The following is a 22642-nucleotide window of genomic DNA, read 5'->3' as shown; positions in this document are numbered from 1 at the left end:
ATGACCGCGTGAGCTCACCCTCCCTCGATTCGTCGCGCGCGCCGGGCGTGCACGAGGGCGACGGGCGCCATCGTTCGAACGACGACCATACCCGCCACGACCACGCTGGCCACGACCACTCCGATGCGCCGCGCGGCTCGCGGCGTCGGCCCGCGCACTACCTGTGGCTCGTGGGCGGCATCGGGGTGCTCGTCACCATGGTCGCGCTGCGGTCGATCACCGCCGAGACCGGCCCGTGGGGCCTGCCTAACCCGGTGCAGGATCTTCTGACGCTCTCCACGAGCGTCGTCGTCGAGTCTTTGCCGTTCATCGTGCTCGGCATCGCCCTGTCGATCCTCGTGCAGGTGTGGATTCCCGAGTCGTGGCTGCTGCGCATCCTGCCCCGCAACGAGTGGGGTCGCCGTGCCGTCATCTCGCTGTTCGGCATGTTCCTGCCCGTGTGCGAGTGCGGCAACGTGCCGCTCGCGCGCGGTCTCGTGCGCCGCGGTTTCACGATCCCCGAGTCGATGACGTTCCTCGTCGCCGCGCCCATCCTCAATCCCGTGACGATCATCACGACCCACCAGGCGTTCGGGTTCGACGACGGCATACTCGTCGCCCGCCTGCTCGGCGGCTTCCTCATCGCCAACGTTCTCGGCTGGCTGTTCAGCAAGCACCCAGCGCCGTTCACGCTGCTGAGCGGCCGGTTCGCCGAGCAGTGCCGACTCGACGACGGCCACGGTCACACCCACAGTCGGCGCGAGCAGACCCTCGATCTGTTCGTGCGCGAGTCGAGCATCCTCATGCCGGCCCTCGTCATCGGCTCGCTCGTGGCTGGCGGCATCCAGGTGATCGTGCCGCGCGAGGTTCTTGTCTCCCTCGGCAGCGACCCGCTGCTGAGCGTTCTCGCCATGATGGTGCTCGCGTTCGTCATCTCGATCTGCGCCAACGTCGACTCGTTCTTCATTCTTCCGTTCGCGTCGACGTTCCTGCCCGGGTCGATCGTCGCGTTCCTCGTCTTCGGGCCCATCGTCGACATCAAGATGCTCGCCCTCATGCGCACGACCTATTCGACGAGAACGCTCGTGCAGCTCACGACGATCGTCGCGCTCATGAGCGCGGGGCTCGGTCTGGTGGTGAACTATGTGGCGTAGCGTGCAGCGCTGGCGCGGAGTCGTGATCATCGGCACGATCGCCGCGATCACTCTGTGGCTGGCCGTCACGGGGCAGCTGGCCCTCTACATTCACCCGCGCTACAACGTGTTCACGGTGACGATGTCGATCATCGCGGTCGTCCTCGCTGTCGCCTCCGTCGTCGGCCGGCGCGATCACGATGATGAGGACGCACCGCCGCCGCGCCGCTCGCAGCGTGCGCTCGGGCTCACCGCGGCCGCCATTGCGGGCCTCTTCACGCTCGGCATGGTGCTCGTGCCTCCCGCATCGCTCAGCACGGCGACAGCCGACCAACGTGAGATGAATGCGACCGCGGGTGGCGACGAGGCGAGCCTCGTGGCCGCGTCGACCGCCGATGAGGCCTCCATCGCGCGTTTCACGGTGCGCGAGTGGGCGGGCATCCTGCGGCAGACGAGCGATCTGTCGTTCTTCGCCGACAAGCCGGTGACCGACCTGGTCGGATTCGTCATCGCCGATGAGGATGACCCGGAGAACGTGTTCTACGTCTCGCGCTTCGTCGTCACGTGCTGCGCGGTCGACGCCCAGCCGCTCGGCGTGCCCGTGCACCTGCCGGGCTGGGCGGCGACGTTCGAGCCGGACACCTGGGTGAGTGTGACGGGGGACTTCGCGAGCAATCCGAGTTCGAGCAGCCTGCAGCCGGTCGCGGTCATTCCCGACACTGTCGAGCCCGTGGAGCAGCCGCGTGAGCCCTACCTCTTCTGAGTCGGACGACCCGAGCCGGGCGGGAGCACCGCAGGAGGCAGGCGAGGCGGGCTTGCCGCACGAGCCTGCTCGTCACGGGGGCGTGCATCCGGAGGGCGAGGGCACTCGCCGCACGGCCGAGGCGGGCCGTCGCCTGCGCGAGCAGCGCGAACTGCAGCGCTTTCAGCGCACATTCTGGGTGGTCGCCGGCGTACTCGGCGTCATCGCGGCGGTGTTTCTCGTCCTCGGTTCGCTGCAGGGCCCGAAACTCACGACGGCTCAGGTGGACCCGCAGCGGGCGACGGAACAGGCGGGTCAGCAGCTGCGCATGTTCGCCAACCAGCCGCTGCGCGAGCTGGACGCCTCTCAGGTCGTCGTCGAGCCGCAGACGGACGTGACCGTGAGGGTGCAGGACGACCTGCTCGTTGTGCAGTTCGACGAGCGCCTGCGCTACGACACCGCGTACACGGTCACGGTGCGCGATGTCGCGGCGCGCAGTCGTCAGGCTGTCTCGACGTTCAGCCACAGCTTCGAGACGGCGGGTGCCAGCGTGCTGTACCTGGACCGCGGCGAGACGGAGGACGAGATTCTGCGCGCCGAGGTGAGTGGCACGGGTCGCGGCGAGGTCGTGCACGCCGCGCCGGGCATCCAAGCGTTCGCGCCGGTGGAGGGTGTGCTCGTCGTGGCGCGCGATGCCGGCGGAGGCGAGAGCGTGCTCGAATCGGTGCTGACGGGCACGGGCGATACGGAGACCGTGCGACTGCCCGAGGGCGCCCGGGTCGATCGCATTGTCGCGCCGCAGGCGGGCACCCTGGTCGGCCTCGTGCTCACGGATGTGGTCGAGCAGGGCACGCCGCAGTTTTCGAGCGCGCTCGCCTACGTCGACCTCGCGGGCGACCGGGAGGTGCGCATCCTGGAGGGTCTGGACGGTGAGCCGGTGCGGGCGCTCGACGCGATGTTCCTGCCGGGAGGGTCGACCCTGCTGGTGCACGCGCTGGATCAGTCGCTGCTGCGTATCGACCTGCTGGCGCCTGATCTGGTGTTGCCCGTCGACCAGCTGCCGACGGTGTGGAACCTCTCCACGGACGGCACGCGCGTGAGCGGTTCGGATTCCTTCGGCGGGCTGTTCCTCGACCTGGAGTCGGGTGACGAGACGCGTCTGAACCCGTCACTCTTCGAGGACGAGGTCGTGTTCGGCGGGGAGACGGTGCTGCTGAGCGACGACCGCTGGGTGCAGAAGGTCGCGGTGCCCGACGCGTCGGGCGGGTCTTTCGCGATCGTGGTGGTGGTTGACGACGGTTCGGGGGCGTCGCGGCAGCTGGCCCGCACGATCGACGACCGGGGGAGCATCGGCGCACTGACCGTGTCTCCCAACGACCAGTACGTGGCGATCGAGGTGACCCCGTCGGTCGAGGCCGCCGAGCCGGACGGCCGACGTGTGAACCCGCGCCCCACGTCGATCACCCTGCAGATTGTCGACATCGAGACGGGCGCGCTCGTGCGCAGCCTCGAAGGCTTCGCGCCCGTCTGGTAAGTGTCACGCGTGAGAGCCGGCGCTTCAGGCGTTGGCGCTGCGACTGTCAGAACCGGCGCACTTCGCGCCGGCGCTTCGTGGCGCCGCGCCTCTCAGAGCCCGCGCTTCTCGCGCTGGCGCTGCGCCTCTCAGAGCGCGCGCTCTTCGCGCTGGCGCTGCGCCTCTCAGAGCCCGCGCTTTTGGCGCTGGCTCACCCGCAGGCCGGCGGCGGTGAGGCGAGCGACGAGTTCTTTGCCGGTGACGGGTTTGGCGCCTTGGGCGATGAGACCGTCGCGGCGTTCTTCCGGGTAGTCGTAATGGTCGTGGTCGAAGCCGCGCTCGGGTATGCCGGCGTCGCGCGCGAAGGCGTGCAGCTCGTCGAGCGAGGTGTCGCTCACGAGGTGCCCCCAGAGCCGCCCGTGCGCGGGCCAGATGGGGTCGTCGATGAGCACAGCCATGGTTCGATCGAGTCTAGGCGGGCCGCGTCGCGACGCCCCGAGCATCAGGTGTGGTGCGCGCCCCGTACTCTGAGCGCCGCGTATCGACAGCGTCATGCGCCCCCGGTACCCCTAGTGTCGCGAATCGACAGCGTCATGCGCGCCCGGCACCCCGAGTGTCGCGAATCGACAGCGTCATGCGCTGAGGGCGTCGCGCAGCGCGGGACTGCGGCTGGGCATGTCGAGGGGGCGGGCGTCGTCTCCCGGCGGCGCGGTGCCACCGCCGGGGTCGCTGCCGGGTGGGATGAGTCGGTAGCTGGGCCCGGCGCGTTCGATCTCCCACCCGTTGTTGTGGGCGAGGAGGTGGTGGTGTCTGCAGAGGAGGAGTCCGTCGGCGACGTCGGTTTTCCCGTGGTCACGCTGCCAGTGCTCGATGTGGTGGGCTTCGCACCAGGAGGGTGGGCGTTCGCAGCCGGGCCAGCGGCAGCCGCCGTCGCGGGCGGCGAGGGCGAGGCGCTGGGCGCGGCTGAAGAGGCGCCGCTCGCGGCCGAGGTTCAGGGGTTGCCCGGCGTTCGCCGGGTCGCCGTCGACGGTGAGCGTGACGGTGCCGGCGGTGCAGGCATGGCGTTCAACGGTGGCGACGGAGATGGGGTCGGGTTGGCCCTCGATCCAGCCGCGGCCGCGGCGCGCGTCGAGGGAGCGGGCGGCGACGATCATGCGCACCCCTATGGGGGCGTCAGCGAACAGCTGGGACGTGTCGGCGGCGGCGCCCTGGCGCAGGAGTTCGGCGAAGGTATCGCTGGCGCGCTGCTCGGGCGTGCGGTCGTCCTCCAGTGCCGGGTGGACGGAGGAGCCGTCCGCGCCGTCCTGCGAGGTCTCCTCGTCGCCGAGGAAGGCTGGTTCGCGGCGTCGAGGTGAGGTGATGCGGTCGTAAACGTCGCTGACGAGGGCGAAGGTTTCGGGGTCGAGCACCCAGTGGGCGTACCCCATGCCGTCGGCTCGGCGGCCGAGGCGGAAAGAGCGCTGCTCACGGCGAGCTTCCTCGCGCTCGGCGATGCCGTCGAGGTCGAGGTCGTCGCGTGCGGCCCGCGCCTCGCGGGCGGCACGGTCGGCGTCGAGGCCCGCCAACCCTCCGTGGCTCTCGAGGCGGGGCAGGAGCCGTTCGGCGGCCGCGTCAAGGTCGGCCTCGCTCACGCCGCCTCCGGGTCGGCCGAGGCCGGTGCGCACGGCGTCGGCGACCGCGACACTGACTCTCCCCGCCAGTACGGCGTCGCCGAGCACGCCGGGTATGTCGGAGTTGACCGACGTGCCGACGCGCACGGCGGTGCGGGCGTCGGCGGTGCGGGTGCCGGTGGTGACGCGCACCATCTCCTCGGGCGTGCGGTGCCCCGTGCGCTGCGCGAGACCGGCGTGGCCGAGCTCGGGGGCGGAGCGGCGGGCGATCTCGCCGGCCAGGAGGGAGACGTGCAGTTGCGCTAGCCGCACCTCGTCAGCTGCGAGGCGGGTGAGGTGGAGCAGCTCGGTGTCGTCCAGAGCGCCAAAAGCCTGCACCTGACGAGGTACGGCGGCGAGAGCATCCCGGGCAGCAGTCAACGCGCCCGCCACTTCGACCACAGCGTCAGATCGTTCGTGGGCAGCCGCCACCGAAGGTGGCGGAAGCGGGGCGACCGCGGGTATCCCGGCAACGACCGAGGGCTTCGCGACAGCGATCGAGGGCTTCTCGGCAGCGATCGAGGGCGCGGCGACTGTCATGGTCATGGTGCTGCCTCCCGTCACTCTGGCTCTGGCTGGTTTCGTGACTCGAACATACATTCGACCACTGACACTCATGGAGGGAGCGTGAGAGCAGGGGGCGGGTATCGCGCGAGCGCAACTGGGGAGGAGCGCCCCCACCCCGCGCAGGCGGGCGATGCGGATACCGCACTCGTGCGCAGGGTGGCACAGAGCGATTCCTGTGCGCGGGGTGGCGCAGAGCAATGACTGCCCGCAGCACCACCCGCAGCACCACCCGCACCAGCCCCCGTCGACCCGCTCCCGTCAGTTTGACCGCCTATCCCCGCGTCGGCTATTCTTGACCGTTGGTGTGCGCTGGGCCGAGCCCGCGCGAGTCACCGCATTCTTCAGCTTCATCTCTTCGACGAGAATTAAGGGTAAACAGTGGTCTACGCAGTGGTGCGCGCCGGTGGGCGGCAGGAAAAGGTTGAGGTGGGCACGGTCGTCGTGCTCGACCGCGTCAAGGCGGGCGAGGATGGCACGATCCAGCTGACCCCCGTCCTGCACGTCGACGGCGACACCGTCACGACCGACGCGAAGAAGCTGGCGAAGATCACGGTCACGGCGGAGGTTCTGAGCGACCTGCGCGGCCCAAAGATCGTCATCCAGAAGTTCAAGAACAAGACCGGGTACAAGAAGCGCCAGGGTTTCCGCGCCGACCTGACCCGCGTCAAGATCACCGGCATCAAGTAAGAAGGGTCGCGAGAAGACATGGCACACAAAAAGGGCGCATCGTCCACCCGCAACGGGCGCGACTCGAACCCCCAGTACCTGGGTGTGAAGCGTTTCGGCGGCCAGGTCGTTAAGGCCGGCGAGATCATCGTTCGCCAGCGCGGCACGCACTTCCACCCCGGGGCCGGAGTCGGCCGCGGCGGTGACGACACCCTGTTCGCCCTCGAGGCGGGCGCGGTGGAGTTCGGCGCGAAGGGCCGCCGCAAGGTCGTCAACATTGTGGCGAGCGCCTGACGCTTCGCACGCATTTTCGGTGAGGATGGGCGGGCTTCGGCCCGCCCATTCTTCCGTTGGGGCCCGTCGGGCCCCGCAGCACCACTCCGCTCGGCACCCCTGATCGCATCACCAGGGGAGTCGAGCATCCCAACCTCAGGAGGTTCGCGCTCATGGCGACGTTCGTCGACCGCGTCACCCTCCATCTCACGGCCGGCCACGGCGGCCACGGCTGCGTCTCGGTGCGCCGGGAGAAGTTCAAGCCGCTCGCCGGCCCTGACGGCGGCAACGGCGGTGACGGCGGAGACATCGTGCTGCTCGCGTCGAGCCAAGAGACGACGCTGCTGCCGTACCACCGGCGACCGCACCGCTCGAGCGACAACGGCGGCCCGGGCATGGGCGACAACCGCTCGGGGTTCTCGGGCGAGGATCTGGTTCTGCCGGTGCCCGTCGGCACAGTCGTGCGGGATGCTGAGGGCGCCGAACTCGTCGACCTGACGGCGGAGGGCATGCGTATCGTGGTCGCCCCTGGCGGCCAGGGCGGCCTCGGCAACGCGGCGCTCGCGACGACGAAGCGCAAGGCCCCCGGCTTCGCACTTCTCGGCACGCCCGGCTGGACGGGTGACGTGCAGCTGGAGCTGAAGACGGTCGCCGATGTGGCGCTCGTCGGGTATCCGAGCGCGGGCAAGTCGAGCCTCATCGCGTCGATCTCGGCGGCGAAGCCGAAGATCGCCGACTACCCCTTCACAACACTGCACCCGAACCTGGGCGTGGTCGAGTCGGGGGAGACCCGCTTCACGGTCGCCGACGTGCCCGGCCTCATCGAGGGTGCGAGCGAGGGCAAGGGTCTGGGCCTCGAGTTCCTGCGCCACGTCGAGCGGTGCAGCGCTCTGCTGCACGTGCTCGACTGCGCCACGCTCGAGCCGGGCCGCGACCCGTTGAGCGACCTCGACGTGATCCTGGCCGAGCTCGCCGCCTATCCGGTGCCGGAGGGGCAGACACCGCTGCTCGAGCGCCCCCAGCTCGTGGCGCTCAACAAGATCGACGTGCCGGAGGCGCGCGAGCTCGCCGACTTCGTGCGGCCCGAGCTGGAGGAGCGCGGCTACCGCGTCTTCGAGATCAGCGCGGTGAGCCGCGAGGGCCTGCGCCCGCTGACGTTCGCGCTCGCAGAGCTCGTCGAGGCGGACAGGGCGGCGCGCGCGGCGGAGGAGACGGTGCGCGAGCGCATCGTGCTGCGCCCTCGCGCGGTGGACGAGGTCGAGGTCACGGTGACGGTCGAGGGCAGCGCAGAGGACCCTGTCTACCGGGTGCGCGGCGCGAAGCCGGAGCGCTGGGTGCATCAGACCGACTTCCGCAACGACGAAGCCGTCGGCTATCTCGCCGACCGGCTCGCGAAGCTCGGCGTGGAGGACAAGCTCTTCCAGGCGGGCGCGATCGCGGGGGCGACGGTCGTGATCGGCGGCGACAACGGCGTGGTGTTCGACTGGGAGCCGACGCTCACGAGCGCGGCCGAGCTCATGACGGCGCCGCGCGGCAGCGACCCGCGCCTGGACGGCAGCGGGCGTTTGACGCGCGAGGAGCGCCGCGCGAACTACTTCGACCGTATGGATGCGAAGGCCGAGGCGCGCGCCGAGCTGGAGCGCGAGCGCGAGGCGGGCCTGTGGCAGCAGGACGACGAGCAGCGGTCGGATGCGCACCGCGACGAGCATCAGGAGGACGACGAGCGATGAGCCCAGCCGCGCGCCGCATCGTGACGCAGGCCCGACGGGTCGTGGTCAAGGTCGGTTCGTCGTCGATCAGTGGCGCCAACACGGGGCAGATCGGCCCGCTCGTCGACGCGCTTGCGGCGGCGCACTCCCGTGGCGTGGAGGTCGTGCTCGTATCGTCGGGGGCGATCGCGACGGGCATCCCGTATCTGAATCTGGATGCTCGGCCCACCGATCTGGCCACCCAGCAGGCCGCCGCGGCCGTCGGCCAGAACCTGCTCATCTTTCGGTACCAGGAGAGCCTTGACCGCTACGGCATCGTCGCCGGTCAGGTGCTGCTCACGGCGGGCGACCTCGAGCATGCGACGCCGCGCAGCAACGCGCAGCGGGCGATGGAGCGACTGCTGAGCCTGCGGATTCTGCCGATCGTCAACGAGAACGACACGGTGGCCACCCAGGAGATCCGCTTCGGCGACAACGACCGCCTGGCCGCGCTCGTGTGCGAGCTCGTGCACGCCGACCTGCTGGTGCTGCTGAGCGATGTCGATGCGATCTATACCAAGCCGCCGCACGAGCCGGGCGCGCAGCGCATCGCGTACGTGCCCGCGGGCGACGAGCTGGCCCATGTGGAGCTCGGCGATATCGGCGCTGCCGGTGTCGGCACGGGCGGTGCGGGCACCAAGATCGGTGCGGCACGGTTCGCGGCGGCGCAGGGCGTGCCGGCGATCGTGACGTCGACCTCCGCAGTCGACGCGGCGCTGCGCGGCGACGACGTGGGCACGTGGTTCGAGGCCTCGCCCGCCGACTGAGCGCACTGCGTCCCGCCGTAGAATCGTAGGCATGACGTTGACCGATCTCGCGCCCGACGCTCGCACCGTCGACCCTGCTCTCGAGTCGCTGCTCGCCGCCTCCGTCACGGCGTCTCGGGCGCTCGCGACGGTGACCACGGCGCGCAAGGATGCCGCGCTGTCGGCGATCGCCGACGCCCTCGACGGTGCCGCTGACCGAGTGCTGCCGGCCAACGAGCTCGATCTGCAGCGCGGGCGGGAGCAGGGCATCTCGGCGGGGCTCATGGATCGCCTGCGGCTCGACGCCGATCGGCTGGCCGGTCTCGCCACGGCGGTGCGCGACGTGCGCGGGCTCCCCGATCCGGTGGGGGTGGTCGTGCGCGGCTCCCGGTTGCCGAACGGGCTGCAGCTGAGCCAGGTGCGCGTGCCGTTCGGGGTCGTGGGGGCCATCTACGAGGCTCGCCCCAACGTCACGGTCGACATCGCGGCGCTCGCGCTCAAGAGCGGCAACGCCGTCGTGCTGCGCGGGGGCAGCGCCGCCGAGAGCACGAACCGCGAGCTCGTGGGCCTGCTGCAGGACGCGCTGGCGAGCGTCGGCCTGCCCGCCGAGGCGGTGCAGACGATCGACGAGTTCGGCCGCGCCGGGGCGCAGCAGCTCATGCGCGCGCGCGGATTCGTCGACGTGCTCATCCCGCGCGGCAGCGCCGACCTGATCCAGACAGTCGTGCGCGAGTCGACCGTGCCGGTCATCGAGACGGGCGCCGGGGTCGTGCACGTCGTCCTCGATGCGAGCGCCGATCTGACTACCGCGGTCGAGATCGTGCACAACGCCAAAGTGCAGCGGCCGAGCGTGTGCAACGCGGTCGAGACGGTGATCGTGCACCGCGACGCTGCGGCGCGCCTGCTGCCGCCCCTCGTCGACTCGTTGCGGGCATCCGGAGTTCTGGTGCGCGGCGATGATCGCGCACGGGCGATCGTTGCGAGTCTCGAGGCGGCGACGGAGCAGGACTTCGCGACCGAGCACATGGCGCTCGAGCTGTCGATCGCCATCGTCGACGATCTGGATGGCGCGCTCGAGCACATTCGTCGCTTCTCGACGCGGCACACGGAGTCGATCGTCACCGCCGACATGGCGAACGCCGAGCGGTTCCTGGCCGAGGTGGATTCGGCCGTCGTCATGGTGAACGCGTCGACGCGCTTCAGCGACGGTGGCGAGTTCGGCTTCGGCGCCGAGGTGGGCATCTCGACGCAGAAGCTGCACGCGCGGGGCCCGATGGGGCTGCCCGAGCTCACGAGCACGAAGTGGATCGTGCGCGGCGCCGGGCAGGTTCGCGGCTAGGACACGGTAGATTGGTGTCTCGAACCTCAACGATTCAGGAGCCGTCATGTTGTCGACACTGGCCAGTGTGATCATCGCCTCGGAAGAGGAGCTCGCGCCACTCATCGCGCCCGCGCCCGTTCTCGGCGGCATCGCTGCTCTCGTGTTCCTCATGCTCGGTCTCGTGACCTTCGCCTATCGCGACGTCGCCAACCGGCACAGGAACAAGCGCCGGCCGTCCTCCGGCGGGCACGACGCCGGGCACTGAGCCGGCCGACGCCTCTGAGACTGCCGACGACCGAGCCCCTCGACCAGCACCGCGATCACCATCGCCGCCCCCACCGTGACGTCGACGTCGAAGCGCCCTGAGCGCATCGGCGTCATGGGCGGCACGTTCGACCCGATCCACCACGGCCACTTGGTCGCGGCGAGCGAGGTCGCCCACCACTTCGCGCTCGACGAGGTCGTGTTCGTGCCGACCGGGCAGCCGTACCAGAAGCCCGATGCGACTTCGAGCGAGCACCGCTACCTGATGACGGTGATCGCGACGGCGGCGAATCCGAGTTTCCGCGTCAGCCGGGTCGACATCGATCGCACGGGCCCGACGTTCACGATCGACACACTGCGCGACCTGCACGCACAGCATCCTGACGCCGAATTGTTCTTCATCTCGGGTGCCGACGCGATCGCCCAGATCCTCGACTGGAAGGACGCGCGCGAGCTGTGGCAGTTGGCCCACTTCATCGCCGTGAGCCGCCCCGGCCATCCGTTGAGCGTTCGCGCATTGCCGGAGGGCGACGTAAGCTTGCTCGAAGTGCCGGCCCTCTCGATCTCCTCGACGGATTGCCGTCGTCGCGTCGAGGAGGGATCACCCGTCTGGTATCTGGTCCCCGATGGAGTCGTGCAGTACATCTCCAAGCACCAGCTGTACCGGAGTTCCTAGGTCATGAGCAGTCAGAACGAGCAGCCGATGAGCCGCCGCGCCGCGCGCGAAGCGGCCGAGCGTGCCGCGCGCGAGGCTGCCGCGCACGAGTCGGCGCCGACTGCTGCGCCTATTCCGACTCCCGCGTCGCCGGCCTTCGCGTCGTCGGCACCTGTCGCCGCTCCGGCTGAGCCCGCGCAGCGGATGCGTCGCCGCGACTTCCGCCCGCCGTCGGAGCAGGAGGCGTCGCGTTCGTCCTTCGCCCCGGCGTTCGATGAGGATGCTCCGCTCGAGTACCGCACTGAGCGCCCGGTCGACCCGCCCACCGGCCACCGCGTCGCCGAGCCCGGGCCCGAAGACCGCCTGCCGTCGGCGCCGCACGTCATCAGCGAGCACACGCTCTCGCGACGCCAGCTGCGCTCGCTTCGCGACGCGAGCGAGCCGGTCCAATCCGCGGACGAGGTGCCTGCACCGCTGCAGCACGACGCGCCGCCTGCGTCCGGCCTCACGGCGCCGCCGGCCGACCCCGCGCCGTACGCTGACCTCGCACCGCCTCAGCACCACACTCTCCCGTCGCCGGCGCCTCTGCCCCCCTCCGCGCCGGTGCCGCCGCCTCTCATCGAGCCCGAGGCGACTCCCGATGAGCGTGTTGAGCCGTCGTCGTCGGCTCCGACGACCGGCAGCCACTGGTCGGTGGGAGTGCACGACGACGAGGACCCGTTCGAGAACACGTTCAGCCGCGAGGTCGGGTCGGCCTCCCACTCGACGAACGCGCTCGTTCTGCCGCAGATGCCGGAGTCGAGCCTGAGCGGCCCCGTCACCGGCACGGGCGAGATCATCGTCACAGGCATGATCGAGGTACCCCGCATCGTGACGAGCACGGGCACCGTGCCCTCGGTGCACGACAGCGCCGACGTCGACGACTATGTGGAGCCGGGCGATGTGGAGCTCACCTCGACGGGGGCGGCTCCGGTGAGCGCTCTGCGTGCCGTGAGCGGGCACACGGGCACGGGCAACATCGTGCACGGCAAGCCGCAGCGCAACGGCAACACGCTCACGGCGGTGCTCGTTGCTGCGACGGTGGTGATGGCGGTCGTCGCGATCGGCCTGTTCGTGCTCGCGGCGGTCAACGGACTATTCTGAGTGCTTCCCTTCGCCCTCGACTTCTCAAGGATCCCGTGACCGCTTCCTCCCGCGCCCTCGACCTCGCACAGCTCGCCGCTCGTGCCGCCGACTCCAAGCAGGGTGAGGACATCGTCGCGCTGGACGTCTCGGAGCCTCTGCCGCTCACGGACGTGTTCGTGCTCGTCACGGGTCGCAACGAGCGCAACGTGCAGTCGATCGCCGGCGAGGTGGAGGAGAAGATGATCGAGGCGGGAGTGAAGCCGCTGCGCCGCGAGGGGCGAGCGGAGGGCCGCTGGATCCTCATCGACTTCGGGGATGTCATCGTGCACGTCTTCCACGAGGAGGAGCGGCTGTTCTACTCCCTGGAGCGGCTGTGGAAGGACTGCCCCGCCGTGCCGCTCGCGCTCGGGCATCCCGCCCCTGATTCTGCCTAGCGGCGCGGTCTGACGGCGCCTAGAGGCGCCCCCTCATCAGCCACGGCCGCAGCGTGCGCGTGACGAACGGCAGCGCGAGGTAGGTCATGATCGGCGAGACGATGAGCACGAGCAGCAGCACGCGCAGCACGAGCGGCCAGCCCTCGGTGAACGGGTCGAGCAGCGCGTTGGTGCCGAGGCTCAGCGGGTAGAAGACGAGGATGATGGAGATCATCTGCTTCCACCGGGGTGGTGCGGGCGGCGGGGGAGTGATGACGTCGACGCGGCTCGGCTCGTCGAACCAGCCCTCGATACCGGTGCGCTCCTCGACGCGTTTGCTCGCGGCGAGCTCGTTGACGGTGCCGACCCACCACGCGCGTTCGCTCGAGTTCTCCCACGCGCGCAGGCTCGGCTCGTCGGCGAAGCGCAGCAGCATGTGCCACTCGGGCGACGCGGGGTCGGGGCGCACCCATCCGGAGCCCAGGTAGCCGGCGAACTGGCTCATGAGGTTCTCGCCGGCGCGCGCCCACGCGGCGAACTCGCGGGCGCGCTCGGGGGGAACGGAGCGGGTGATCGAGACGGTCACGGGGGTCGCGGTCATCTCCCCATCCAACACCGTGGCGAGGCGCCGGATGCCCGGCTCGCGTGAATTGGTGGGCATCGGGTGCGTGTACTACTCTTGTCGAGTTGTCCCCGGCGAGAGCCGGGTTCGCCACGGGCCTGTGGCGCAGTTGGTAGCGCACCTGCATGGCATGCAGGGGGTCAGGGGTTCGAGTCCCCTCAGGTCCACCACCATCGTCATCGTTCACCTCGGGGACCTTCGCCCCTGGAGCCAGCCCGGCTGCGTCCCTAGCCTGGGTGCGATGGCATCGTCAGGAGTGTCGACCCCGTGGCACGCGCGCGACGCGGCCGCGGTGCTCGACGAGCTCGCGTCGAGCCCGCGCGGGCTGACGACGGCTGACGCGGCCGAGCGACAGCAGCGGTTCGGGCCCAACGCGCTCACCGCGCGGCCCCCCGACCCGACGTGGAAGATCGTGCTGCGGCAGTTCCGCTCGCCGCTCATCGCGATCCTCATCGTCGCCGCGGCGGTGACGCTGCTGCTGCAGGACTACATCGATTCGATCGCGATCCTCATCGTTCTCGTGCTCAACGCCACGATCGGCTTCTGGCAGGAGCTGCGGGCCGACCGCGAGATGCGCGCCCTCGCCTCGCTCACCGTGCCCGCCGCTCGGGTCGTGCGCGACGGCCACGTGCGCAGTGTGAGCGCCACCGAGCTCGTGCCCGGCGACGCCGTCGCCCTCGAGAGCGGCGAACGCGTGCCCGCCGACCTGCGGCTGCTCGACGCGCACGCCCTGCTCGTCGACGAGTCCATGCTCACGGGCGAGTCGGAATCCGTGCACAAGACCGCCGACCCGGTCGCCGAGCACACCGAGGTCGCCGACCGCACGAGCATGCTCTTCAGCGGCACCTTCGCCACCTCCGGCCGGGCGCACGGCGTCGTCGTCGCGATCGGCGCCGACACCGAGCTCGGCGTTATCAACGAGCTCGTGCAGGGAGCCCCCGACCCCACGCCCCTGCAGCTCATCATCCGCCGCCTCGAGCGGCGCATCGGCCTGTTCGTCGGCTTCGTGGCCGCGGTCGTCTTCGTCGCCGGCGCGCTCCTCGGCGAGGAGCTCGAGGAGATCTTCCTCTCCGCCGTCTCCATGGCCGTCGCGACGATTCCCGAAGCCCTGCCCGTGGTGCTCACGATCGCGCTCGCGATCGGTGTGCGGCGCATGGCCGCCCGCAACGCGATCGTGCGCACCCTGCCGGCGGTGGAGACCCTCGGCTCGACGACGGTCATCGCGAGCGACAAGACGGGCACGCTCACCCAGAACCGCCTGACGGCCGAGCGACTGTGGACGGCGCGTGGCTGCACCGACATCGTGGATGCTCCGCGCGAGCTCGACGAGACCGCTCGAGCAGCACTGCGCACGGCGGCGCTCGTCAACGAACGCCATGCGAACGCCGACAGCGAGGCGGGCTTCCTCGGCGACACGGTCGATGTGGCGCTCGCCGTCGCCGCGCGCGATGCGGGCGTCGTCGGCGCCGACGACGAGCTGCCCGAGCAGCTCGCCCACCTGCCCTACGAGCCGCAGAACCGCTACGCGCAGTCCCTGCGGGACGAGCCGGGCGGCCTCGTGCTGCACGTCAAGGGAGCCCCCGAGCTGGTCCTCGCCATGTGCTCGAGCGTCGCGGGCGCAGACGTGCCGTTCGCGGCAGCGTGCGAGCGCGTGCTCGAGGGGGGCGCCGAGCTTGCCCGCGAGGGGTACCGCGTGCTCGCGCTCGCCCGGCGCCGGTACCCGAGCGGCGAGTCGCCCGAGAGCGCGCCGCACGGGCCCGAGCTGCCGCACCCGAGCGAGCTCGAGCTGCTCGGTCTCATTGCCATGACCGATCCACCCCGGCCGGAGGCGCGCTCGTCGATCGAGCAGTGTCGCGCCGCGGGCCTGCGAGTCATGATGATCACGGGCGACCACCCGCTCACCGCGACCACGATCGCCGACCGGCTCGGCATCGCCGTCGACGGCGGCGTCATCACGGGGGTGGAGGTGGGCGACCTCGACGACGACGCCCTGCGCGAGCGCCTGCGCACGGTCACGGTCGCGGCGCGCGTCTCGCCCACCGACAAGCTGCGTATCGTGCGTGCGTTGCAGCAGCTCGGCCACACGGTCGCCGTCACGGGCGACGGCGTCAACGACGCTCCTGCCCTCAAGGCGGCGGCCATCGGCGTCGCGATGGGCCGTGCGGGTACCGACGTCGCCCGTGAGGCCTCCGACGTCGTGCTCACCGACGACCGCTTCGCGACGATCGTCGAGGCCGTGCGGCAGGGTCGCGTGACGTTCGCGGCGATCCGCAAGGCCACTTTCTTCCTCCTCTCTACGGGCTTCGGCATCATGCTCGCCGTCGCCGTGAGCGTGTTCCTCGACCAGCCTCTGCTGTTCCTCCCCATCCAGGTGCTGTGGCTGAACGTCGTCACGAGCGGCTTGCAGGACGTCGCTCTCGCGTTCGAGCCCGAGGAGGGCGACGAGCTGCGGCGGCCTCCGCGACCGTCGAGCGAGGGCATCCTCTCGAGGGCGCTGTGGGGGCGCACGGTCGTCACCGCGATCTGGATGGCCGCCGTGCTGCTGCTCGCCTTCGCCTGGGCGCTGAACAGCGGCTACGCGCTCGACCACGCGCGCACCCTCGTGCTCACCCTCTTCGTCATCATGAGCTTCTTCCAGTCGGGCAGCGCCCGCACCGAGCACCGCTCCCTGTTCACGGTGAGCCCGGTCAGCAACCCCTTCCTCATCGCCACGGCGCTCGGTGCGCTCGGCCTGCAGGCGCTCGTCATGACGTGGGGCCCCGCGGCGGCTGTGCTCGGCCTCGTGCCGCTGACCCTCGCCGAGTGGGCGGGGTGCGCACTGGCAGCCTCGAGCGTGCTCGTCATCGTCGAACTCGACAAGCTGGTGAGGAGACTTCTCGGCCGGCGCCGCCTACGCTGACCGCATGAGCGAGAACACTGAGCCCGATCTCATCGCCGCCCTGCGCACGCACACCGACTACGGGGTCGAGAAGCTCGAGGAGGTCGATGCGGCCGCCGACCCGGTGACGCAGTTTCGCGCGTGGCTCGCCGAGGCGGCCGAGCGCGAGGTCTACGAACCGAACGCGATGGTCGTCGGCACGATTGATCCGGATGGCGCACCGTCGGTGCGCACGGTGCTGCTGCGAGGCGTCGACGAGCGCGGGTTCGAGTTCTACACCGACTACACCTCGCGCAAGGGCCGGGCGCTGCTGGCGAACCCGGGCATCTCGGCGGTGTTCCCGTGGTACTCGCTGCACCGGCAGGTCATGCTCTACGGCGAGGCGCGACCCGTGGAGCAGGAGGCGAGCGACGACTACTTCGCGAACCGTCCCCGTGGTGCGCAGGTGGCGGCGTGGGCGAGCGACCAGTCGCAGCCGATCGATGGTCGCGCGGGGCTGGAACGCAAGGTGCGGGAGGCGGAGGAGCGGTTCGAGGGTGCGTCGTCGGTGCCCAGGCCGGAGCGCTGGGGTGGCTTCCGCATCGTGCCGCACCGCGTCGAGTTCTGGCAGGGCCGCACCTCGCGGCTGCACGACAGGCTCGTGTTCTCGCGCGGGGCGAGCGGTGAGTGGGAGCTCGGGCGCCTGCAGCCGTGACGGGCGCGCGGGAATAGCCGTGGTGCTCTCCGCGTTCGTGATATCAATGCGTTTGAATAGAAATGAGCGGTCGACCGCTCGGGATGGATGACACGAGCATGAGCAGCCACGACACGAACCCCGGAACCGCCCTCGAGTTTGGACTCGAGACCTTCGGCGACCGCAGCAAGGACGCCGCCGGCGAGTACATCAGCTACCCGCAGGTGATCCGCGACGTCGTTGAAGAGGGTGTTCTCGCGGATGCGGTCGGCGTCGACTTCTTCGGCATCGGCGAGCACCACCGTGACGACTTCGCCGTCTCCGCCCCCGACATCGTGCTCACCGCGATCGCCGCGCGCACCGAGCGCATCAAGCTCGGCACCGCGGTGACCGTGCTCAGCTCTGACGACCCGATCCGCGTGCACCAGCGCTTCGCGACCCTGGACGCCGTCTCGAACGGGCGGGCCGAGATCATCATGGGGCGCGGGTCGTTCACCGAGTCTTTCCCGCTCTTCGGGCTCGCACTCCAGGACTACGAAGTGCTGTTCGAGGAGAAGCTCAACCTCTACGCCGAGGTGCAGAAAGAGCAGCCCGTCACCTGGGAGGGCACCATCCGCCCGCCGCTGAACGGCGTGCAGGTGTACCCGACGACGGAGAGCGGCAGCATTCGCACCTGGGTCGGCGTCGGCGGCAGCCCCGAGTCGGTCGTGCGCGCCGCGCGCTACGGCTTCCCGCTCATGCTCGCGATCATCGGTGGCGAGCCCGCGCGCTTCGCCCCCTACGTCGACCTCTACCACCGCGCCCTCTCGCAGCTCGAGCAGCCGATGCAGCCCATCGGCGTGCACTCGCCCGGCTACGTCGCCGACACCGACGAGCAGGCCGCCGAGGAGCTGTGGCCGCACTACGAGGTCATGTACTCGCGCATCGGCCGCGAGCGCGGCTGGGGGCCCACTTCGCGGGCGCAGTTCGACTCGGAGATCGCCCACGGCTCGCTCTACGTCGGGTCGCCCGAAACGGTGGCGCGCAAGATCGCCGCGACCGTCACGGGCCTGGGCGTGCAGCGCTTCGACATGAAGTACAGCACGGGCCCGATGAGCCACGACAAGCTCCTGCACGCGATCGAGCTCTACGGCACGCAGGTCGTGCCGCGCGTGCGCGAGCTCGTGGCCCAGGCATCCGCCGTGCCCGCCTGATCGCGAGCGGAACTGCCCCTCAGCCGGTGACGATCGGGATGCCCGTGGCCGCAGACGCGCTCTCGACGCTGCCGCCGTTGGTGAGGTTCGTGAAGCCGAGCGCCTCCATGCGCGCGATGGCCTGACCCGAGCGGTTGCCACTGCGGCAGTAGACGACATACGCGGCATCGGGGTCGAGCTCGGCGACGCGTGCGTCGAAGTCGGCGGCCTGCACGTCGACCAGGAGCGCGCCCTCGAGGTGGCCGGTGGCGAACTCGCCCGGCGTGCGCACGTCGAGCAGCACGGTGCCCTCGTCGACGGCGATCGGCTCGGTGCTCGGCGCGCACGCCGCAAGGCCGAAGGCGAGGGTCAGGGTGAGGGCGAGGGCGCCGAAGGTGCGTCGCATGTCAGGGGCTCCGTTTCGAGGGGGTCAACTGTTCGGGTACCCACTATACCCCCTGGGGTATCAAGCATCGACGCTTCTGCTGGCACTTCGCCCGTGATTGACTCAACAGCGTGAACCCCCTCAATCGCCGCGCGCTCGCGGTCGCCATCCTTGCCGCCTTCGTTGCTTTCCTCGACGGCACCGTCATCAACGTGGCGCTTCCCGCCATCACCGACGAGCTCGGTGGGGGGCTCCCCGTGCAGCAGTGGGTCGTCGACGCCTACCTCATCACGCTCGGCGCCCTCATCCTGCTCGCCGGCTCGCTCAGCGACCTCTTCGGGCGGGTCGCCATCCTGCGCATCGGCCTCATCGGCTTCGGAGTGACCTCGATCGCGTGCGGCCTGGCGCCGACCGCCGAGCTGCTCATCGTCGCGCGCGCTGCGCAGGGCGTGGCGGGCGCGCTCCTCGTGCCGAGCTCGCTCGCGCTCATCATGAGCACCCACCGGGGCGCCACGCAGGCGAAGGCGATCGGCATCTGGACGGCGTGGACCTCAGCGGCGTTTCTGGCCGGGCCCCTCATCGGCGGCGTGCTCACCGACCTCGCGAGCTGGCGGTGGGTGTTCGTCATCAACGTCATCCCCATCGCCGTCACCCTCGTTCTCATGCTCCCGATGCGCAATGAACCCGCCGAGACGCGCGTGCCCATCGACTACATCGGCGCCATCCTCGGCGCCGTGGGGCTCGGTGGCGTGGTCTTCGCGCTCATCGAGCAGGCCAACTACGGCTGGGGCGATCCGATCGTGCTCGTCCCGCTCGTCATCGGCGTGGTGAGCCTCGCGGCCTTCTTGGCGCGCGAGCGCACAGCCGCGCATCCCATGCTGCCCCTCGGGCTCTTCCGCTCACGCAACTTCGCCGTCGGCAACCTCGCCACCGTGACCATCTACGCGGCCCTCTCGGTCGGCTCGCTCGTCATCGTCATCTACCTACAGCAGGGCCTCGGCCTCTCGGCCACCCTCGCGGGCCTCGTGCTGCTGCCCGTCACGATCTTCAACATCGCGCTCTCCTCCTGGTTCGGCACACTCGCCGGGCGCTACGGCCCGAGATGGTTCATGGCGGGTGGGCCGGCGCTCGCCTCCGTCGGATTCCTGCTCATGCTCGCGATCGACGAGCCCTTCGACTTCCTCACGCAAGCGCTGCCCGGGGTTCTGCTCTTCGGCTTCGGACTCACCATGACCATTGCGCCGCTCACCTCGGCGATCCTCGGCGCGATCGACCCGCGGCAGTCGGGCATCGCGTCCGCCACCAACAACGCCGTCTCGCGCGTCGCCGGGCTCATCGCCATCGCCGTGCTCGGCCTCGTCATCGGCACCGAAGTGGACGGCGCATGGTTCGACCGCGCCCTCATCCTGTGCGCCGCACTGCTCGCGGCAGGAGCCATCACCTCCGCGATCGGTATCCGCAACGAGACCGTACCGACGGAGGAGAAGGTGTCAGCCGAGAATCGCTGACCCCGCGCCCGCGAGCGTCACGACCGCGGTCACGGCTGACGCCATGATGATGCGGAACAGCGCGCGGGAGGCAGGTGCGCGAGCCACGACGACCAGACCCGCGATGAGGAGCGCCGCCGAGGCGGCCAGGCCTGCGACGCCGAAGGGGGAGAGGGTTGGCGGCCCCAGTGCGCCCAGCCCTACCGCGGCGGCGAGCGCGAGCAGCGCCACGACACCCGACGCGCGAGCACCGATCGCGTGCGGCAGCGAGCGGATGCCGTGCCGGGCGTCGTCGGCCAGGTCGGGCAGCACGTTCGCGACGTGGGCGGCGAGGCCGAGCATCCCGCCGATGCCGATCGCCCACCACGCGGCAGGCTGAGCGGGCTCGCGAGCGAGCGTCACGATGAGCGGCAGGCTGCCGAAGCCGACCACGTAGCAGGCGCTTGCCCAGAACGTGCGCTTCAGACCCGCGTTGTAGGCCCAGCCCGCGGCGAGGAAGACCAGGTGGGCGAGCGCGGCGGGCGGGCCCAGCAGCAACGAGAGCACGATCGAGACGGCGGCGCTCGACGTCGCCCACGCGAGCAGCGCGCGAGGTGAGATCTCGCCGCGCACGGTCGGCTTGTCGGAGCGAGCGGCGTCGCGATCACGCTCCGCATCGAGAGCGTCGTTCGACCAGGCGACCGACACCTGGTTGGCGAGGATCACCGCGCCGATCACCAGCACGCGATCGGGGGCCAGGCCGGTGACTGCGCCGAGAGCGACCGACACGGCCGTCACGACGACGGTCGGCCCCGGATGCGCGGCACCGAGCAGGGCGCGCGCGCGAGAGAGCATGCGGCCATGGTATGCCGACAGGCCCGGGCTACCATCGGAGGATGCGACGACGCCCGAGGCCACCGCGCGCGCTCGTCGCCGTGACCGCCATCGCCGTGCTCGCGGTCGCAGGGTGCGTCTCCTACGACGTCGCGCCGCGCGCCCCCGAGTCTCGGGCAGCGGGTGCGCCGCCCTTGCTCGACCCTGCCCAGCTCTACGTCGACCAGCGGCTCGCGGCGATGGACCTGCGGGAGAAGCTCGCGTCACAGGTGATGATCCATGTGCCCGGCACCGAGCCCGGCCCCATCCGCGACGTCGTCCAGCGGCACGGCTTCGGCGGCGTGATCCTCATGGGCGACAATATCGGCGGCTCGGCCGAGACGGTCGCGCGTCTCACGAGCGCGCTGCACGCTGAACCGGGACTGCCGATCCTGACCGCGATCGATCAGGAGGGCGGCGTTGTGCGTCGCCTCCTGGCCGACTCCGCTCCTGCGGGCCGTGCGCTCTGGTCGGCGCCGCCGTCCGCGGCGGAGGCCGCCTTCCGTGAGAGGGCGGAGCTCGTCGACCGGGCCGGCGTGCTCATCAACTTCGGCATCGTGGCCGACGTCACGCCGGATCGCTCGAGCTTCATCGGCCCCCGCACGCTCGGCGAGTCGCCGACGGCGAGCGCCGAGCGCGTGGCGGCCGCGGTGCGCGGAGAGAGCGGAGCCGCGCTCTCCACTCTCAAGCACTTCCCCGGGCACGGGGCGAGTCCCGACGACTCGCACGTCAGCGTGCCTCGCTCGAGCATCAGCATCGAGGAGTGGCGTCGCACCCACGCTGTGCCGTTTCTGGCCGGCATCGAGGCGGGCGCCCCGCTCGTCATGACCGGTCACCTGCAGTTTGACCGCATCAGCGCTGTGCCGGCGACGCTGTCGAGCGAGTGGATCGCGATTCTGCGCGGCGAGCTCGGCTTCGAGGGCATCGTCGTGACTGACGACATGCTCATGCTGCAGCGCTCGGGAATTGCCGAGTACGCGGACCCGGAGCGCAATGCCGTGCGCGCGCTCGCCGCCGGCAATGACCTGCTGCTCTACGTGCTGCCCGGCGATCCCCGATCGGTCGGCATCGACCCGGCATCGCTGCTGGATGCCCTTGTCGCCGCCGTCGAGGAGGGCGCTGTCTCCGAGACCTCGGTCGACGACTCCGTGCGGCGGCTCATCGGCACGCGACGTGCCGCGTCGGGGGAGGCGGGGCCGTATCGGGATTGCGGCCCGAAGTGCTGGGGAGAATCGCCTCGCGGCCAGGACTAGCGGCCGCGGACGGAGGCGCGCCGACGGGGCGGCGCGCTACAGGGTCGGCAGCTGCAGCGCGTCAACGCGCTCGAGGGAGTTGTCGTCGACGCCGCGCGGCGCGAACTCGCCGGCGAGAGCGGGCGAGGCTGCCGAGAAGGTCACGAGGATCGCACCGCCGACGACGGCGAGCGTCGCAAGCCCCGTGAGTGCTGCCGTGATGGGCGTGAGGTGGCGATGCCGCTCGAGGGAGACGACGATCGCGCCGACGAGGATGAGGGTCACGGCGGTGACGAGAAGTGCGGGCATGATGACGGGCCTTCCTTTCGGGTGAAGGAACCCATTCGGATGGTGCAGGCAACCCGTGGGTCGGGCGCCGGGGTGGGTCGGGTGTCGGGGAGAGGGAGCGGGATCGCTGTGTCCGCCAAAAGGGGGACACGATGCGTTCACCCTACGCCTCTCTCGTGCGGCGATCCATGGCAGGGCCACCCCCACAACGGGGGGAAGGTGAGAGGATCTCGAGAAATGGTGTGCGTTGGCACCTCAA

Annotated in this window: 23 protein-coding genes and 1 tRNA gene; 18 read left to right on the top strand and 6 right to left on the bottom strand. The window is 70.5% G+C overall.

Features of this window, described 5'->3' with window-relative positions; all coding sequences use genetic code 11:
* Positions 1–8: 8 nt before the first annotated feature.
* From RJQ01_RS02735 to RJQ01_RS02725, 3 genes are read left to right on the top strand one after another with little or no spacing between them, the layout of a single operon-like run.
* Positions 9–1133 (top strand): permease, encoded by a 1125-nt coding sequence (locus RJQ01_RS02735; RefSeq protein ID WP_350475174.1) that lies wholly within the window; start codon positions 9–11, stop codon positions 1131–1133.
* On the top strand, positions 1123–1875 hold the full coding sequence (locus RJQ01_RS02730; protein WP_350475173.1) for a TIGR03943 family putative permease subunit: 753 nt from the start codon (positions 1123–1125) through the stop codon (positions 1873–1875). Before RJQ01_RS02735 ends, RJQ01_RS02730 begins: the two co-directional genes overlap by 11 nt.
* On the top strand, positions 1856–3388 hold the full coding sequence (locus RJQ01_RS02725; RefSeq protein ID WP_350475172.1) for a hypothetical protein: 1533 nt from the start codon (positions 1856–1858) through the stop codon (positions 3386–3388). Before RJQ01_RS02730 ends, RJQ01_RS02725 begins: the two co-directional genes overlap by 20 nt.
* Before the next feature lie 164 nt (positions 3389–3552).
* Here the strand turns inward: RJQ01_RS02725 and RJQ01_RS02720 are convergent, their stop codons facing one another.
* Together RJQ01_RS02720 and RJQ01_RS02715 are read right to left on the bottom strand one after the other, a co-directional pair.
* The gene (locus RJQ01_RS02720) at positions 3553–3825 is read right to left on the bottom strand and encodes a DUF4031 domain-containing protein (RefSeq protein WP_350475171.1); all 273 of its coding nucleotides are present in this window, start codon (positions 3823–3825) and stop codon (positions 3553–3555) included.
* A gap of 174 nt (positions 3826–3999) precedes the next feature.
* Entirely contained in the window at positions 4000–5562 is a 1563-nt protein-coding gene (locus RJQ01_RS02715; protein WP_350475170.1) for an HNH endonuclease signature motif containing protein, read from the bottom strand.
* 399 nt (positions 5563–5961) lie between these two features.
* On the opposite strand from RJQ01_RS02715, the gene rplU reads away from it, so the two are divergent.
* From rplU to rsfS, 9 genes are all read left to right on the top strand, one after another.
* Positions 5962–6270: a 50S ribosomal protein L21 gene (gene rplU / locus RJQ01_RS02710; protein WP_152582661.1), complete on the top strand. Its 309-nt coding sequence runs from the start codon at positions 5962–5964 to the stop codon at positions 6268–6270.
* 18 nt (positions 6271–6288) lie between these two features.
* Complete coding sequence (gene rpmA / locus RJQ01_RS02705; RefSeq protein WP_152582660.1) at positions 6289–6543, top strand: 50S ribosomal protein L27; 255 nt, start codon at positions 6289–6291, stop codon at positions 6541–6543.
* Positions 6544–6695: 152 nt separating this feature from the next.
* Positions 6696–8252: a GTPase ObgE gene (gene obgE / locus RJQ01_RS02700; RefSeq protein ID WP_350475169.1), complete on the top strand. Its 1557-nt coding sequence runs from the start codon at positions 6696–6698 to the stop codon at positions 8250–8252.
* Complete coding sequence (proB, locus tag RJQ01_RS02695; RefSeq protein ID WP_350475168.1) at positions 8249–9037, top strand: glutamate 5-kinase; 789 nt, start codon at positions 8249–8251, stop codon at positions 9035–9037. The genes obgE and proB overlap by 4 nt, the downstream gene beginning before the upstream one ends.
* A 31-nt stretch (positions 9038–9068) precedes the next feature.
* Complete coding sequence (locus tag RJQ01_RS02690; RefSeq protein ID WP_350475167.1) at positions 9069–10355, top strand: glutamate-5-semialdehyde dehydrogenase; 1287 nt, start codon at positions 9069–9071, stop codon at positions 10353–10355.
* 46 nt (positions 10356–10401) lie between these two features.
* Positions 10402–10602 carry a hypothetical protein gene (locus tag RJQ01_RS02685; RefSeq protein ID WP_350475166.1) on the top strand — a complete coding sequence of 67 codons (201 nt, stop codon included), beginning with the start codon at positions 10402–10404 and terminating at the stop codon, positions 10600–10602.
* Between the two features lie 75 nt (positions 10603–10677).
* Positions 10678–11277 carry a nicotinate-nucleotide adenylyltransferase gene (gene nadD, locus RJQ01_RS02680; protein WP_350475165.1) on the top strand — a complete coding sequence of 200 codons (600 nt, stop codon included), beginning with the start codon at positions 10678–10680 and terminating at the stop codon, positions 11275–11277.
* A 27-nt stretch (positions 11278–11304) separates the two neighbouring features.
* On the top strand, positions 11305–12399 hold the full coding sequence (locus tag RJQ01_RS02675; RefSeq protein ID WP_350475164.1) for a hypothetical protein: 1095 nt from the start codon (positions 11305–11307) through the stop codon (positions 12397–12399).
* A 35-nt stretch (positions 12400–12434) separates the two neighbouring features.
* Positions 12435–12815, top strand: a complete 381-nt coding sequence (gene rsfS, locus RJQ01_RS02670) for a ribosome silencing factor (RefSeq protein WP_350475163.1) — start codon at positions 12435–12437, stop codon at positions 12813–12815.
* Positions 12816–12834: 19 nt separating this feature from the next.
* Here the strand turns inward: rsfS and RJQ01_RS02665 are convergent, their stop codons facing one another.
* Positions 12835–13455 carry an antibiotic biosynthesis monooxygenase gene (locus RJQ01_RS02665; protein ID WP_350475162.1) on the bottom strand — a complete coding sequence of 207 codons (621 nt, stop codon included), beginning with the start codon at positions 13453–13455 and terminating at the stop codon, positions 12835–12837.
* Between the two features lie 55 nt (positions 13456–13510).
* Between RJQ01_RS02665 and RJQ01_RS02660 the strand changes: the two genes are divergently transcribed.
* The 4 genes from RJQ01_RS02660 (at position 13511) to RJQ01_RS02645 (ending at position 18160) form a co-directional block, all read left to right on the top strand.
* Positions 13511–13586, top strand: a tRNA-Ala gene (locus tag RJQ01_RS02660).
* Positions 13587–13657: 71 nt separating this feature from the next.
* Positions 13658–16315 (top strand): cation-translocating P-type ATPase, encoded by a 2658-nt coding sequence (locus RJQ01_RS02655; protein ID WP_350475161.1) that lies wholly within the window; start codon positions 13658–13660, stop codon positions 16313–16315.
* Positions 16316–16319: 4 nt separating this feature from the next.
* Positions 16320–16988 carry a pyridoxamine 5'-phosphate oxidase gene (gene pdxH, locus RJQ01_RS02650; protein WP_350475160.1) on the top strand — a complete coding sequence of 223 codons (669 nt, stop codon included), beginning with the start codon at positions 16320–16322 and terminating at the stop codon, positions 16986–16988.
* 98 nt (positions 16989–17086) lie between these two features.
* Positions 17087–18160: an LLM class flavin-dependent oxidoreductase gene (locus RJQ01_RS02645; protein WP_350475159.1), complete on the top strand. Its 1074-nt coding sequence runs from the start codon at positions 17087–17089 to the stop codon at positions 18158–18160.
* A 19-nt stretch (positions 18161–18179) separates the two neighbouring features.
* Here the strand turns inward: RJQ01_RS02645 and RJQ01_RS02640 are convergent, their stop codons facing one another.
* Entirely contained in the window at positions 18180–18545 is a 366-nt protein-coding gene (locus RJQ01_RS02640; RefSeq protein WP_350475158.1) for a rhodanese-like domain-containing protein, read from the bottom strand.
* A 110-nt stretch (positions 18546–18655) separates the two neighbouring features.
* On the opposite strand from RJQ01_RS02640, the gene RJQ01_RS02635 reads away from it, so the two are divergent.
* Positions 18656–20032 carry an MFS transporter gene (locus tag RJQ01_RS02635; protein WP_350475157.1) on the top strand — a complete coding sequence of 459 codons (1377 nt, stop codon included), beginning with the start codon at positions 18656–18658 and terminating at the stop codon, positions 20030–20032.
* Here RJQ01_RS02635 and RJQ01_RS02630 read toward each other — a convergent pair.
* Positions 20015–20845 (bottom strand): UbiA family prenyltransferase, encoded by an 831-nt coding sequence (locus RJQ01_RS02630; protein ID WP_350475156.1) that lies wholly within the window; start codon positions 20843–20845, stop codon positions 20015–20017. The two genes, RJQ01_RS02635 and RJQ01_RS02630, sit on opposite strands and share 18 nt — an antisense overlap.
* 41 nt (positions 20846–20886) lie before the next feature.
* On the opposite strand from RJQ01_RS02630, the gene RJQ01_RS02625 reads away from it, so the two are divergent.
* Positions 20887–22116, top strand: coding sequence for a glycoside hydrolase family 3 N-terminal domain-containing protein (locus RJQ01_RS02625; protein WP_350475155.1), 1230 nt, complete (start codon positions 20887–20889; stop codon positions 22114–22116).
* Between the two features lie 36 nt (positions 22117–22152).
* Here RJQ01_RS02625 and RJQ01_RS02620 read toward each other — a convergent pair whose 3' ends face one another.
* Positions 22153–22404: a hypothetical protein gene (locus tag RJQ01_RS02620; RefSeq protein WP_350475154.1), complete on the bottom strand. Its 252-nt coding sequence runs from the start codon at positions 22402–22404 to the stop codon at positions 22153–22155.
* Positions 22405–22642 lie beyond the last annotated feature (238 nt).

Origin of the sequence: Microcella sp. (genome assembly GCF_040286215.1) — a bacterium.
Classification (GTDB): Bacteria; Actinomycetota; Actinomycetes; order Actinomycetales; family Microbacteriaceae; genus Microcella.
The sequence above is the reverse complement of the archived record's forward strand: the minus strand, read 5'-3'. Positions and strand labels throughout refer to the sequence as shown.